Below are 12,440 nucleotides of genomic sequence, written 5' to 3'. Positions count from 1 at the left end.
TGTGTTGTTCGTATTGTGGGCATCGCGGCTTGTGGCCTGACGTCCTACCTTAAACGAGGCGGCGCCATCGTGCACCGCATACGAAAACGCCCATCGGTCGGATGGGCGTTTTCGTCAGGCGAAGATCTTGCCGGGGTTCATGATCCCGTTGGGATCGAACACGGCCTTGATCGCCTTCATGCAGGCGATTTCCTCTGCAGAACGACTGTACTGCAGGTAGTCACGCTTGGTCATGCCCACGCCATGTTCGGCACTGATCGAGCCGTTGTACTTCTCGACGATCTCGAACACCCACTTGTTGACCACCGCGCACTTGGCGAAGAAGTCTTCCTTGGCCAGCGCTTCGGGCTTGAGGATGTTCAGGTGCAGGTTGCCGTCACCGATGTGGCCGTACCAGAGCACGTCGAAGTCCGGGTAGTTGGCCGAAACGATGTCGTCGATGTCCTTGAGGAAGGCCGGTACCTGGCCGACGGTCACGGAGATATCGTTTTTGTACGGCGTCCAGTGGCTGATGGTTTCGGAGATGTACTCGCGCAGCTTCCACAGGTTTTCCAGCTGCTGCTGGCTCTGGCTCATCACGCCATCGAGCACCCAGCCCTGCTCGACGCAGTGCTCGAAGGTCGCCAAGGCTTCGTTGGCCACATCCTCGTTCAGCGCCTCGAATTCCAGCAGGGCGTAGAACGGCGTGTGGCTCTCGAAGGGCGCCGGCACGTCGCCACGACCGAGTATCTTCTCCAGGCAGCGGTCGGAGAAGAATTCGAAGGCGGTCAGGTCGAGCTTGCCCTGGAAGGCGTGCAGCACCGGCATGATCGAATCGAAATCCGGCGTGCCGAGCACCATCGCGGTGAGGTTCTTCGGTGCACGCTCCAGGCGCATGGTGGCTTCGACGACGAAGCCCAGCGTGCCTTCGGCGCCGATGAACAGTTGGCGCAGGTCATAGCCGGTGGCGTTCTTGATCAGGTCGCGGTTCAGCTCCAGCAGCTCGCCGGTGCCAGTGACCACCTTCAGACCGGCGACCCAGTTACGGGTCATACCGTAGCGAATCACCTTGATCCCGCCGGCATTGGTGCCGATGTTGCCGCCAATCTGGCTGGAACCACTGGAGGCGAAGTCCACCGGGTAGTACAGGCCCTTCTCTTCGGCGAACAGTTGCAGTTGCTTGGTCACCACGCCCGGCTGGCAGACCACGGTACGGTCGTATTCGTTGAAACTGACGATGCGGTTCATGTAATCGAACGACACCACCACTTCGCCATTGGCTGCTACCGCCGCCGCAGACAGGCCGGTACGGCCGCCCGAGGGCACCAGGGCGATCTTGTGCTGGTTGGCCCAGCGCACGATGGCCTGTACCTGCTCGGCAGTCTTGGGGAAGACGATGGCCGATGGTGCGGGCGCGTACTGCTTGGTCCAGTCCTTGCCGTAGGTTTCCAGGGAATCGGCGTCGGTCAGCACCTTGCCGGGCTCAACCAGGGTCTTCAGCTCTTCGATCTGGGCGGGGGTGGTCATCTACGGAACTCTCAAAGGATTCATGGTCGCCCTGAGAACCATTCAGGTCGCAACCGAGCATTGAAAAAGGCGAACATGCTAGCATACGCACCCCGTGAATCGAGCCATGCAGCGATCTGCGGGCACTGGCTGAGTTTCTCGGCCCTTCCCTGACATTCTTCTGTGGGACACAGGTACTCCGATGAGCAAGACCTCTCTCGAAAAGAGCAAGATCAAGTTCCTTCTTCTCGAAGGCGTGCACCAGAACGCCGTAGACACGCTGAAGGCCGCCGGTTACACCAACATCGAGTACCTCAAGACCGCCCTGTCAGGCGATGAGCTGAAAGAGAAGATCGCCGACGCGCACTTCATCGGCATTCGCTCGCGCACCCAACTGACGGCAGACGTCTTCGATTGCGCGAAGAAACTGGTCGCCGTCGGCTGCTTCTGCATCGGCACCAACCAGGTCGACCTGGACGCTGCCCGCGAACGCGGTATCGCCGTGTTTAACGCGCCCTACTCCAACACCCGCTCGGTGGCCGAGCTGGTGCTGGCCGAAGCCATCCTGCTGCTGCGCGGCATCCCCGAGAAGAATGCCTCCTGCCACCGTGGCGGCTGGATCAAGTCGGCGGCCAACTCCTTCGAGATCCGTGGCAAGAAGCTGGGCATCATCGGCTACGGCTCCATCGGCACCCAACTGTCGGTGCTGGCCGAAGCCCTGGGCATGCAGGTGTATTTCTACGACACCGTGACCAAACTGCCACTGGGCAACGCCACGCAGATCGGCAGCCTGCACGAACTGCTGGGCCTGGCCGACATCGTCTCGCTGCACGTACCGGAGCTGCCGTCCACCCAGTGGATGATCGGTGAGAAGGAAATCCGCGCCATGAAGAAAGGCGCCATCCTGATCAACGCCGCCCGTGGCACCGTGGTCGAGCTGGATCATCTGGCCAACGCGATCAAGGACGAGCACCTGATCGGCGCCGCCATCGATGTGTTCCCGGTCGAGCCCAAGTCCAACGACGACATCTTCGAGAGCCCGCTGCGCGGCCTGGATCGCGTGATCCTCACCCCGCACATCGGCGGCTCCACCGCCGAAGCCCAGGCCAACATCGGCCTGGAAGTGGCCGAGAAGCTGGTCAAGTACAGCGACAACGGCACCTCGGTGTCCTCGGTCAACTTCCCCGAAGTGGCCCTGCCGGCCCATGCTGGCAAGCACCGTCTGCTGCACATCCACGAGAACGTGCCGGGCGTGATGAGCGAGATCAACAAGGTGTTCGCCGACAACGGCATCAACATCTCCGGTCAGTTCCTGCAGACCAACGACAAGGTCGGCTACGTGGTGATCGACGTCGACGCCGAGTACTCCGACCTGGCGCTGGAGAAGCTGCAGCAGGTACATGGCACCATCCGTAGCCGCGTGCTGTTCTAAGCGGCAGGCGGATATGCAAAGGGCGACCCTCGGGTCGCCCTTTTTCGTTTGAGTTGGCCGGTAGCCAGGTCACTTCACCGTCACGCTGATCTTCTCCGACATGACCGGCGGATCCAGCGGCACGTGGTTCTTGTCGCCCACCAGCAACTGCAGGGTGTGCTTGCCCGGCGGCAGGGTCAGCTCGGTTTCAGTCTGGCCCTTGCCGAAGTGGCGGATGGCATCGGTCATCGGCAGCGGCGCGTTCATCGCAGGCGGCGAGTCGACATCGATCAACAGATGATGGTGCCCGGTAGCCGGAGCATCGACACCAGCCGGCGCCACGCCCATGCCCTTGAGGCCGAACTTCACGGTAAAGGTCTGGCCGACCGTCGCGCCGTCGGCCGGCTCTATGAAGTACACCTTGGCGCCTTCCGGTGCGGGCGTGCGCGGCATGTCGGCCCAAGCGGTGGCGCTGGCACCCAGCAGCAAGGCCGCACAAAGGGAAATGGTATTCAGGGTTCGGGTCATCACAGCGTCCTCGAGCAAGGCAGAGAACGATGGACTCTATACCGCGCCAGTCGTTCCCGCTTCGCTCTCAAGAACCTGCAGGGCCTGTCGCGCCTCGTCGAGCTGCTGCTCATTGAACACCTGCACACGGGCACGACGCAGCAGCGCGGCGGTCACGCCCTCGCCCGCGACACGTACACCGCTGAAGGAGCCGTCATAGTTTTCCAGATTGCCGCAGGACGGGCTGCGCGCCTTGAGCAAGGCCAGGCGGATGCCGTGCTCATGCACCAGCGCCAACGCCTGCTGCGCCCCCGCGACGAAGGCGCTGGTAACGTCGGCGCCATCGATGGTCAGCACCGGCAAACGCCCATCCAGTACCTGCGCGCCCTGCCCTCCGGCAATTTCGGCAGGCGGGCGAGGCGTCGGCAGACCGCCGGCCACTTCCGGACACAAGGCCACCACCCGTCCCTCGTCCAGCCACTGCTGCAGCAGGTCGTACGGCCCATGCGCGCCACCGTCGTAACGCACGCGGTGGCCCAGCAGGCAGCGACTAACGAGAATCTTGTACATGACTCAGAGCGGGCCATCGCCGCGACGGCGGAACCAGCCGGTCAGCGACAGGCGCTCACGTGTGGAGGCCAATACTTCGTGGGGCACTTCGGCGGACATGAACAGCACCAGGGTGCCGGCCAGCGGCAACACGTCGCGCTCGCCGCCCTCGGGCAGGTACATGCGCAGCGCCCCGCCCTGCTCGGGCAGCCAGTCCTCGTTGAGGTAGATCACCGCCGACACGGTGCGTCGATCGTCATCACGGAAGCGGTCGAAATGACGCTGGTAGAAGGCTCCCGGCGCATAGCAGGCAAAATGACACTCGAAGTCTTCCAGGCCCAGATAGAAGGCCTGGTTGAGCGCCTGGCGCAGCTCATCCATCAGAACCAGATAGCGGTCACAGGCCTCGCTCTGCCCCGGCTCGACCCACTGGATGCGGTCGCCGCGAATGCCTTCCTGCACCTGCTGGGCCTCGCCCCGGCCTACGGCAGCGGCATGCAGATCACCGTTTTGCACACGTCGGTGGCACTCAGCGGCCAGTTCGCGGGTCAGAACTTGCGGAGCGAACAGCTCCTGCTGCGACCAACCCTGGCTGGCAAGGTCGTCGATGAGGGCTGTGAAAGAGGCGGAGAAGTCGGTCATGCCGGCGATTCTATCAGTGCCCAGCGAACTGCTCGACAAGCCATTGCCAGCCACCGAAAATAGCTGGCCGCCAAGCCCTCGCCACGTGGTCTGGTCAGGCGGTCTGCCAAGGAGTTTGCGATGCGTGTTCTGTTTGCCCTGTTGCTCTGTCTGGCCCTGCCGGCCATGGCCGACGACCATCTGCGCCTGTACCAGGCCGCTGGCTGGCCGCAGCAGCGCGAACATTTCAACCAGGCGCTGGATGCGGCTCAACTGCGCTATCGCAGCACGCTGCCGCCGGCCGTCTACCAGGCGCTGGTGGACAACAGCAACCAGCGCTTCGCCGCCGCCGCCATCGACCGCCGCGCCCAACACAGCCTGCGCATGGAGCTGGCCAATCCGCAGCCGGCGCTGGCCTTCTTCCAATCCGCACTGGGCCGCAAGATCGTCGCCGCCGAAGTGCTGGCCACGCGCAGCGATCAGTTGGCGCGCTATGCCAATGGCCTGCCGCGCACCGAGGCCGATGCCACCCGCCGCCTGTTGATCCGCCACCTGGCCCAGGCCCTGCCGGCCAAGGAAGCCGGCGCCGAAGTCAGCCTGGCCCTGGCCGGCGTGGCGGCCGACAGCCTCAGCCAGATGATCCCCGGCCTGCTCGGCGGCGGTCAGGCGCAGAGCCTGCTCAACGGTCAGCGTGAACGCCTGATGGCGCAGATCGATCAGGATCTGGACAACACCCTGCTGCACGTTTACCGCGATCTATCCGACCCGGAACTGGAACAGTTCGTCGAATTCGCCCAGTCAGCCGATGGCCAGGCCTACTACAAGGCGGCCCTGGCCTCGTTGCGTGCCGGCCTGGCTGTGGGCATGAGCAGCAGCGAGCTGGAGCCACCGCCGCAGGGTATCTGAAGCCGGAAGTCACCAAGCAAGGCGGCGGCACCAGCATGTAGGGCGGGCTCAGGAGCGAAGCGAACAGCCCGCCGGGCCATGCCTGATTCGCCACCACAACGCTCCAGCGAAACACCACCGGCGTTCAGCCAGAACCTTCCGCGCTCACGCCAATCGCGGATAAATCCGCTCCTACCAGCTTGCGATTCCGTCCTACGCCAAACGCTCGCTGAGAAAGTCGAAGTAGCGTCGGCGCAACGCTTCGTTCTCGTTGGCCAGGTGATGTCGCGCCTCGGGCAGCCTCAGGATCTCTGGCTGGCGGAACTTGTCCTGCAGGACTTCCAGGTTGTAGCGCCAGTCCACCGTCATGTCCTCCTCGCCCTGTACGATCAGCGGGCTGTGCGGGCTGCGCGCTGCGCCTTCGATACGCGGCACCCAGCGTTTCAGCGCGCCGACCCAGGCCGTGGGCAGGCTGCGCGGTTGCAGCGGGTCGAGGTTGTGAACGAAGTCGAGGAACGCCGCATCGCTGGAGTTCTCGCTGAAACGACGCGGAATCTCGCGCACGAACGGGCTGAGCAGGCGGTAGCTGAACTTCGACCAGTTCCATGCGCGCGGACGCACCAGGGGCGCCAGCAGGATGCTCTGGCCCAGCTCGGGGCGCGTACCATCGCTGAGCAGATAATCCAGCAGGATCGCCCCGCCGGTGCTCTGCCCACAGAGATGCCAGGGTTGTGGCAGGCCCAGCTCGGCAGCCTGGGCGAACAGGCCGAGCAGCACCTGCTGGTACTCGGCGAAGTCACCGATGCTGGCCCGCGCCCCGCTGGACAGCCCATGCCCAGGCAGATCGCAGGCCAGCACGGCGAAGTTCAGACTCAGCGCCCAGTCGATCACGTGCCGGTACAGGCCCATGTGGTCATAGTAACCATGCAGCAGCAACAGGGTGCCGCGCGGCTCGGCCGGTGCCCAGAGTTGCACGGCGATCTGGTAGCCGGCGGCGCTGAAAGTGCCCAGGCGGCAGTCCAAGCCGGTGTGGCGTAACGCCTGATCAAGGCCATAGAAGCTGCGATAGGCCTGCAGGGCGGGCAGGTCGAGGCGGGCTGCGGCCAAGGGTCGCAGCAAAGGGCGCAGTTGCTCGGGCTGGAACGGCTCTGACATGGGGTTTCCGACATGGCTCGCCTGGCGCGAGCGGAGGTTTCTCGATGCGCCGATATTCTGCTGCCGGGCGCGCCATGGCAAGCTAGGCGCCCATTCGCCAGCCCTGCCCCCATGCCTCGCTCATCACGCACCCTCTGGATCGTCCTGCTCACCATCGCCTGCGCGGTGGCGCTGTTCATGGCCTATCGCTGGTTCGAGGCGCGCTATCTGCGTCCCTTCGACGAGCGCGCGGCCGTGTTCTCCGGCGCCGAACTGCGCCTGCCCGACGAACTGGCCGGGCCGGGGCCGATCCGCCTGGTGCATTTCTGGGATCCAGCCTGCCCGTGCAATGTCGGCAACCAGCAGCACCTGGCCGAGCTGATCGCCGGCTACGCGACCAAGGGTGTGGCCTTCTATGCCGTGCAACGCCCTGGCAGCAAGGGCAGTCTGCCGGCCGACCTGAGCGGTCTGCAGGTGCTCGAAGCGCTGCCAGGCAGTGACGCCATTCCCGCCAGCCCGGCGGTGGCGATCTGGGATCGGCAAGGCCAACTCGCCTACTTCGGCCCCTACAGCGAAGGGCTGACGTGCAACTCGAGCAACAGCTTCATCGAGCCGATCCTCGAAGCCCTGGCCGATGGGCGCCGTGTGGATGCCAGCAACACCCTGGCCGTCGGCTGCTTCTGCGATTGGCAGGCTGCCGACTAGCGCCCGCGTGGCGTTCCGCCCTGCCAGCGCCGAAACGCCCGGTAGAAAGGCGATAGCTCGGCAAAACCGCAGGCGCGTGCCACGTCGCGCACCGCCAGCCCCTGCTCCAGCAGGCTCAATGCCTTGAGGCGGCGCGCCTCATCATGCAGCGCACGGAAGCTGCTGCCCTGCTCGCTCAGCGCCCGCTGCAACGCCGAGTAGGACAGCCCCAACGCCAGCGCGCAGCTACGCAGGTCGCAACTTGCCTGCCCCAGGTTGAGTTCCAGCCAGTAGCGCACTCGCGCCAGCAACTGGTTTTCCACCAATTCGTCCAACTGCCGCTGGGCCTCCTCGACAAGCACCTCGAACAGGCGCGCATTGGCACTGCGCAGCGGCCTGGCGAGCACGGCACGCGGCAGGATCAGCGCATCGTGCGCTTGGCCAAACGTGGGCGTGACACCCAGCAGGCGGCGGTGCTCATGCAGACGACGCGGCGCCGCATGGCGGAACTCGACGCCCAGCAGCGGCAATGGCAGCGGGCAGGCCGCCGCCAACACCTTGTGCAGCAGCAGAGCGAGGCACTCCATCTGCTGACGCAAGGAGCCGAAGCCCCGGTAGTTGAGGTCGATCACCAGGCGCACCTGCTCCTCGCCCTCCTCCAGCCGCGCGGCGAAGCCACCGGAGAGGATGTGCTGGAAGCGTACGAAGGCCTGCAACCCCTGGCGCAGGTCACGCGCAGCCAGCAGCAGGTAGCCGACCACATCCATCGGCCGTGGCTGCATGGCCTCGGCCAGGTGCAGACCGATGTCGGCATCGCCACTGATCCCGGCGATCGCCTGCCAGAAGCGTGGGGCGTTGTCGTGATCCTCGCGCGCATCGTGCAGCGGCGAAGCCAACTGCACCCCGGCATAGGCACGCCGATAACTGTCGGTCGGATCCAGACGCAAAGCTGCCAACGCTTCGTACAACAAACGACGCAGGGTGGCGGAATGGGTCAGTGCGACGAATGCGGAGCGCTCGGCATCAGACATAGCAGGATCCAGGGCAGAATTGACCATAGACTTTCAAGCTTGCGGCATCTGGTCAATGCCAGCGCCGGGGTTGCTGCGCAGAATGCCCGCCTGCCGCCCCACAAGAACAAGGATCACCGCTCGATGAAACGCCCCCTGACCGCCCTCGCCCTGATCGTTGCCGTCACCGCCGCAGGCGCTGGCTGGTACCTGCACGGCAAGCAGCCACAACGCGATGGCGAACTGAGCATGGCTGGCCTGCAGGCGCCGGTGACGGTGCGCTACGACGAGCGCGGCGTGCCGCATATCCAGGCGCAGAATCAGGATGACCTGTATCGCGCCCTGGGTTTCGTGCATGCCCAGGATCGCCTGTTCCAGATGGAGCTGCTGCGGCGCCTGGCGCGCGGCGAACTGGCCCAGGTGCTGGGAGAAAAGCTGCTGCCCACCGATCGCCTGTTCCGCACCCTGGAGATCGGTCGCCACGCCGACGCCCGCGCTGCCCAACTGGATGCCGGCAGCCCGTCCGTACGCGCGCTGCAGAGCTACCTCGACGGCATCAACCAATACCAGGCCAGCCGCCCGCTGCCGGTGGAGTTCGACCTGCTGGGCATCAAGCCACGTCCCTTCACCGTCGCCGACACCCTGAGCGTCGCCGGCTACATGGCCTACAGCTTCGCCGCCGCGCTGCGCACCGAACCGCTGATGAGCTACGTGCGCGACAGCCTCGGCGCGGATTACCTCAAGGTCTTCGACCTCGACTGGCACCCCGAGGGCGTGCTCGGCAACACCCTGAATGCCGGCGACTGGAAGGATCTGTCCGCCCTCGCCCAGCTCAGCGACACAGCGCTGGCTGGCAGCGGCCTGCCGCAGTTCGAGGGCAGCAACGCCTGGGCCATCTCCGGCAGCCGCACGGCCAGCGGCAAACCGCTGCTGGCGGGCGACCCGCATATTCGCTTCTCCCTGCCAGCGGTGTGGTACGAAGCGCACCTGCAGGCGCCCGGCTACGAGCTGTATGGCTACCACCACGCGCTGATCCCCAGCGCCATGCTCGGCCACAACCGCGACTTCGCCTGGAGCCTGACCATGTTCCAGAACGACGACCTCGACCTGATCGCCGAGCGCGTCAATCCGGACAACCCCAACCAGATCCGGTATCAGGGCCGCTGGGTCGACCTCGAGCAACGCACCGAAAGCATCCAGGTCAAGGGCGCCGAGCCAGTGCAGATCACCCTGCGCCGCTCGCCACACGGGCCTATCGTCAACGATGCCCTGGGCCAGAGCAGCGGCAGTACACCCATCGCCATGTGGTGGGCCTTCCTCGAGACCGACAACCCGATCCTCGACGCCTTCTACCAGCTCAACCGCGCCGATACCCTGGACAAGGCCCGCGCCGCTGCTGAAAAGATCGAGGCGCCCGGCCTCAACGTGGTCTGGGCCAACGCCACCGGCGATATCGGCTGGTGGGCCTCGGCCAAGCTGCCTCTACGCCCTGCCGGGGTCAACCCGACCTTCATCCTCGACGGCGGCAGCGGCGAGGCGGACAAGCCCGGCTATCACCCTTTCAGCGACAATCCGCAGGAAGAGAACCCCGCGCGTGGCTATATCGTCTCGGCCAACTACCAGCCGGTACCGGCCAGCGGCATCGAGATTCCCGGCTACTACAACCTGCCTGATCGCGGCCAGCGCCTGAACCAGCGCCTGAGCGACGCCTCGGTGAAGTGGGATCAGAACAATAGCCAGGCCCTGCAACTCGATACCGGCACCGACTACCCCAAGCGCGTGCTGGCGCCGATCCTCGACGAACTGCGTAGCGCCGCCCAGGGCGAACGGGAACAGGCCCTGGTGCAACGCCTGGCCGAGTGGAATGGCGAGCACCCGCTGGACTCGGTGGCCGCAACCCTGTTCAACCAGTTGCTCTATCAACTGGCGCACGAGGCCATGGCCGACGAACTGGGTGATGTCTTCTTCGACAGTCTGTTGCAGAGTCGCGTGCTCGATGTCGCCCTGCCGCGCCTGATGGCCGATGCGCAATCGCCCTGGTGGCAGCGCAAGGGCGCTAGCGGCACGCAAACCCGCGCGCAGATCGTCGGCGACGCCTGGCGTGCCAGCCTGGCGCACCTCAGCGAACAATTCGGCGATGACCCGCAGACCTGGCAATGGGGCCGCGCCCACACCCTGACCCACGCTCATCCGCTGGGCATCCAGCAGCCGCTGGCCTGGCTGCTCAACGCCGGCCCCTTCGCCGCACCGGGCAGCCACGAGGTACCGGACAACCTTTCGCACAAGATCGGCCCGGCGCCCTGGCAGGTGGTCTACGGCCCCTCGACGCGCCGCCTGATCGACCTGGCCGATGCCAGCAAGGCGCTGGGCAGCAACCCGGTCGGCCAAAGCGGCGTGCCCTTCGACGCACACTACGCCGACCAGGCCGCCGGTCATGTGCTGGGCGTCTACCGGCCGCAGCACCTGAGCGAGGCGGACGTGGCCACCCACACTCAGGGCACCCTGCAACTACTCCCCCGCTAAAGCCCGGCTATGCAGCGTGGTGCACACAAGGTGCATCACGCTGCTCTGTGGTGCACACCCTCCCGTCTTCAGCCCTGACAACGCTCGCCAGAGCGTTCTACAGCCCGCCAAATCTGGCATTGCGGGCCAGGTAATAAAATTGGCACACGCCCTGCATAGGCTAAGGCAATCCGATTTTCGGGGACCTTGGTACAGGCAGGCCGGGGAATCCCCTTCTTTATTCGCCGTGACGTACACGTCACATGCCGTGCGCCGCAGCCCGCTCGACGAGCTTGGCGCCACCGGTTTCGGGGGCCTTGGTACAGGCAGGCCGGGGAATCCCCCTCTTTATTCGACGCGCCGTATGCGTCACATGCCGCGCCACAGCTCGTTCGACGAGCGTGGCGCCACCCGTTTCGGGGACCTTGGTACAGGCAGGCCGGGGAAACCCCTTCTTTATTCGACGCGACGTATGCGTCACATGCCGTGCCACAGCTCGCTCGACGAGCGTGGCACCACCCGCTTCGGGGACCTTGGTACAGGCAGGCCGGGGAATCCCCTTCTTTATTCGGGACGCAGCGCCAGTTGCACGCGCCAGCGCCCATCCACCTCGCTACCGCGCCATTCTCCGCTAAGCGGGCGTGGCGACACCAGCACCAGCAACAGATCCCGCCCGTCGCGCGCGATGCGCCAGTTCACCAGCCCCAGCGGCAGTTTCAGTTGCCCTTCGCGCACGCGGCCGTAGGCATCCTCGAAGCGATAGACCAGCGCCCCCTCGACCCGCTCGGCCTGCGTCTGCGGCTCACGGTTGAACCAGAGCTGCAGGCCCTGCTCCCAGGCCTCGGCATCCGCGATACGCAGCCGTGGCGGATCGAACACGCGACCGATCATCAGGCCGACGAGAAAGGCGATCAACATCACCGATGCCATGAAACGCCAGCGCAAACGCGGCCGCGGATCTTCCGGCGGCGTAGAATGGCGCTCGTCCCAGTGCTCGGAGTGCTGCATGTTTCACGTCATCCTCTTTCAACCGGAAATCCCGCCCAATACCGGCAACATTATCAGGCTATGCGCCAACAGCGGCTGCCAGTTGCACTTGATCGAGCCATTGGGCTTCGAACTGGACGACAAGCGCCTGCGCCGCGCCGGCCTGGATTATCACGAATACGCCACGCTCAAGCGTCATGCCGACCTGCAAAGCTGCCTGGAAAGCCTCGGCCAGCCGCGCCTGTTCGCCTTCACCACCAAGGGTTCGCAGCCGTTCCACGAGATCGCCTATCAGCCTGGAGATGCCTTTCTGTTCGGCCCGGAGAGTCGTGGTCTGCCGGAGGAGGTGCGTAACGCCCTGCCGCCAGAGCAGCGTGTGCGCCTGCCGATGCGTGCGGGTTGCCGCAGCCTGAACCTGTCCAACACGGTGGCGGTGACCGTTTACGAAGCCTGGCGGCAGAACGGCTTCGCCGACGCGGATTGAGGCGGTAGGTGGGCAAGTAAGGTTCTTCGTGGAATTTCGGGGAAGGCAGTTCTGACACCGGACGGGCAAGTGTGTGTTGGCTTGTGTTGGTGTTCTGGACGCCGCTTTGGGTGTCTTCAGACATTTCGGGTTTCGCCCCCTCGGGCGACTCACTTTTCTTTGAAATGCGCAAAGAAAAGTA

The 12,440-nt window shown here is 65.0% G+C and carries 12 protein-coding genes; 5 read left to right on the top strand and 7 right to left on the bottom strand.

The annotated features are described in order from the left end of the window. Window positions 1-114: 114 nt before the first annotated feature. Window positions 115-1,506, bottom strand: a complete 1,392-nt coding sequence (locus tag ACODS1_RS14580) for an FAD-binding oxidoreductase (protein WP_489086216.1) — start codon at window positions 1,504-1,506, stop codon at window positions 115-117. Between the two features lie 181 nt (window positions 1,507-1,687). Here ACODS1_RS14580 and serA point away from each other — a divergent pair, with 181 nt between their 5' ends. Continuing rightward, window positions 1,688-2,917 (top strand): phosphoglycerate dehydrogenase, encoded by a 1,230-nt coding sequence (gene serA / locus ACODS1_RS14575; protein WP_322978942.1) that lies wholly within the window; start codon window positions 1,688-1,690, stop codon window positions 2,915-2,917. 69 nt (window positions 2,918-2,986) lie between these two features. Here the strand turns inward: serA and ACODS1_RS14570 are convergent, their stop codons facing one another. Genes ACODS1_RS14570 through ACODS1_RS14560 form a run of 3 tightly spaced genes read right to left on the bottom strand, consistent with a single transcriptional unit; the run spans window position 2,987 to window position 4,594 of the window. After that, on the bottom strand, window positions 2,987-3,424 hold the full coding sequence (locus ACODS1_RS14570) for a DUF4399 domain-containing protein (protein ID WP_322978943.1): 438 nt from the start codon (window positions 3,422-3,424) through the stop codon (window positions 2,987-2,989). Window positions 3,425-3,460: 36 nt separating this feature from the next. Continuing rightward, on the bottom strand, window positions 3,461-3,973 hold the full coding sequence (locus ACODS1_RS14565; RefSeq protein WP_489086215.1) for a 2-thiouracil desulfurase family protein: 513 nt from the start codon (window positions 3,971-3,973) through the stop codon (window positions 3,461-3,463). A 3-nt stretch (window positions 3,974-3,976) separates the two neighbouring features. Then, complete coding sequence (locus ACODS1_RS14560) at window positions 3,977-4,594, bottom strand: 2OG-Fe(II) oxygenase (protein WP_489086214.1); 618 nt, start codon at window positions 4,592-4,594, stop codon at window positions 3,977-3,979. Window positions 4,595-4,714: 120 nt separating this feature from the next. Here ACODS1_RS14560 and ACODS1_RS14555 point away from each other — a divergent pair, with 120 nt between their 5' ends. Further along, window positions 4,715-5,479: a hypothetical protein gene (locus ACODS1_RS14555; protein WP_322978946.1), complete on the top strand. Its 765-nt coding sequence runs from the start codon at window positions 4,715-4,717 to the stop codon at window positions 5,477-5,479. Window positions 5,480-5,671: 192 nt separating this feature from the next. Here ACODS1_RS14555 and bipL read toward each other — a convergent pair whose 3' ends face one another. Next, window positions 5,672-6,613 (bottom strand): phospholipase BipL, encoded by a 942-nt coding sequence (gene bipL / locus ACODS1_RS14550; RefSeq protein WP_489086213.1) that lies wholly within the window; start codon window positions 6,611-6,613, stop codon window positions 5,672-5,674. Between the two features lie 111 nt (window positions 6,614-6,724). On the opposite strand from bipL, the gene ACODS1_RS14545 reads away from it, so the two are divergent. Next, on the top strand, window positions 6,725-7,297 hold the full coding sequence (locus ACODS1_RS14545) for a DUF6436 domain-containing protein (protein WP_489086212.1): 573 nt from the start codon (window positions 6,725-6,727) through the stop codon (window positions 7,295-7,297). Here ACODS1_RS14545 and ACODS1_RS14540 read toward each other — a convergent pair. Beyond that, window positions 7,294-8,307 carry an AraC family transcriptional regulator gene (locus ACODS1_RS14540; protein ID WP_489086211.1) on the bottom strand — a complete coding sequence of 338 codons (1,014 nt, stop codon included), beginning with the start codon at window positions 8,305-8,307 and terminating at the stop codon, window positions 7,294-7,296. The two genes, ACODS1_RS14545 and ACODS1_RS14540, sit on opposite strands and share 4 nt — an antisense overlap. Before the next feature lie 123 nt (window positions 8,308-8,430). On the opposite strand from ACODS1_RS14540, the gene ACODS1_RS14535 reads away from it, so the two are divergent. Next, window positions 8,431-10,809: a penicillin acylase family protein gene (locus tag ACODS1_RS14535; RefSeq protein ID WP_489086210.1), complete on the top strand. Its 2,379-nt coding sequence runs from the start codon at window positions 8,431-8,433 to the stop codon at window positions 10,807-10,809. A 543-nt stretch (window positions 10,810-11,352) separates the two neighbouring features. Here ACODS1_RS14535 and ACODS1_RS14530 read toward each other — a convergent pair. Beyond that, a complete protein-coding gene (locus ACODS1_RS14530; RefSeq protein ID WP_489086209.1) occupies window positions 11,353-11,796 on the bottom strand; it encodes a hypothetical protein in 444 nt (147 codons plus the stop codon). Here ACODS1_RS14530 and trmL point away from each other — a divergent pair. After that, the gene (trmL, locus tag ACODS1_RS14525) at window positions 11,795-12,259 is read left to right on the top strand and encodes a tRNA (uridine(34)/cytosine(34)/5-carboxymethylaminomethyluridine(34)-2'-O)-methyltransferase TrmL (RefSeq protein ID WP_489086208.1); all 465 of its coding nucleotides are present in this window, start codon (window positions 11,795-11,797) and stop codon (window positions 12,257-12,259) included. The two genes, ACODS1_RS14530 and trmL, sit on opposite strands and share 2 nt — an antisense overlap. Window positions 12,260-12,440 lie beyond the last annotated feature (181 nt).

It is taken from the genome of Pseudomonas sp. FG29, assembly GCF_057809355.1.
Note: the sequence above shows the minus strand (reverse complement) of the source record. Positions and strands in the feature narration are given on the sequence as shown.

Excerpts from the sequence above, each read along its gene's own strand:
- ACODS1_RS14555 (WP_322978946.1), top strand. The coding sequence starts at position 4,715 with ATGCGTGTTCTGTTTGCCCTGTTGCTCTGTCTGGCCCTGCCGGCCATG.
- ACODS1_RS14535 (WP_489086210.1), top strand. The coding sequence starts at position 8,431 with ATGAAACGCCCCCTGACCGCCCTCGCCCTGATCGTTGCCGTCACCGCC.
- serA (WP_322978942.1), top strand. The coding sequence starts at position 1,688 with ATGAGCAAGACCTCTCTCGAAAAGAGCAAGATCAAGTTCCTTCTTCTC.
- ACODS1_RS14545 (WP_489086212.1), top strand. The coding sequence starts at position 6,725 with ATGCCTCGCTCATCACGCACCCTCTGGATCGTCCTGCTCACCATCGCC.
- bipL (WP_489086213.1), bottom strand. The coding sequence starts at position 6,613 with ATGTCAGAGCCGTTCCAGCCCGAGCAACTGCGCCCTTTGCTGCGACCC.
- ACODS1_RS14570 (WP_322978943.1), bottom strand. The coding sequence starts at position 3,424 with ATGACCCGAACCCTGAATACCATTTCCCTTTGTGCGGCCTTGCTGCTG.
- ACODS1_RS14540 (WP_489086211.1), bottom strand. The coding sequence starts at position 8,307 with ATGTCTGATGCCGAGCGCTCCGCATTCGTCGCACTGACCCATTCCGCC.
- ACODS1_RS14560 (WP_489086214.1), bottom strand. The coding sequence starts at position 4,594 with ATGACCGACTTCTCCGCCTCTTTCACAGCCCTCATCGACGACCTTGCC.
- ACODS1_RS14580 (WP_489086216.1), bottom strand. The coding sequence starts at position 1,506 with ATGACCACCCCCGCCCAGATCGAAGAGCTGAAGACCCTGGTTGAGCCC.
- ACODS1_RS14530 (WP_489086209.1), bottom strand. The coding sequence starts at position 11,796 with ATGCAGCACTCCGAGCACTGGGACGAGCGCCATTCTACGCCGCCGGAA.
- ACODS1_RS14565 (WP_489086215.1), bottom strand. The coding sequence starts at position 3,973 with ATGTACAAGATTCTCGTTAGTCGCTGCCTGCTGGGCCACCGCGTGCGT.
- trmL (WP_489086208.1), top strand. The coding sequence starts at position 11,795 with ATGTTTCACGTCATCCTCTTTCAACCGGAAATCCCGCCCAATACCGGC.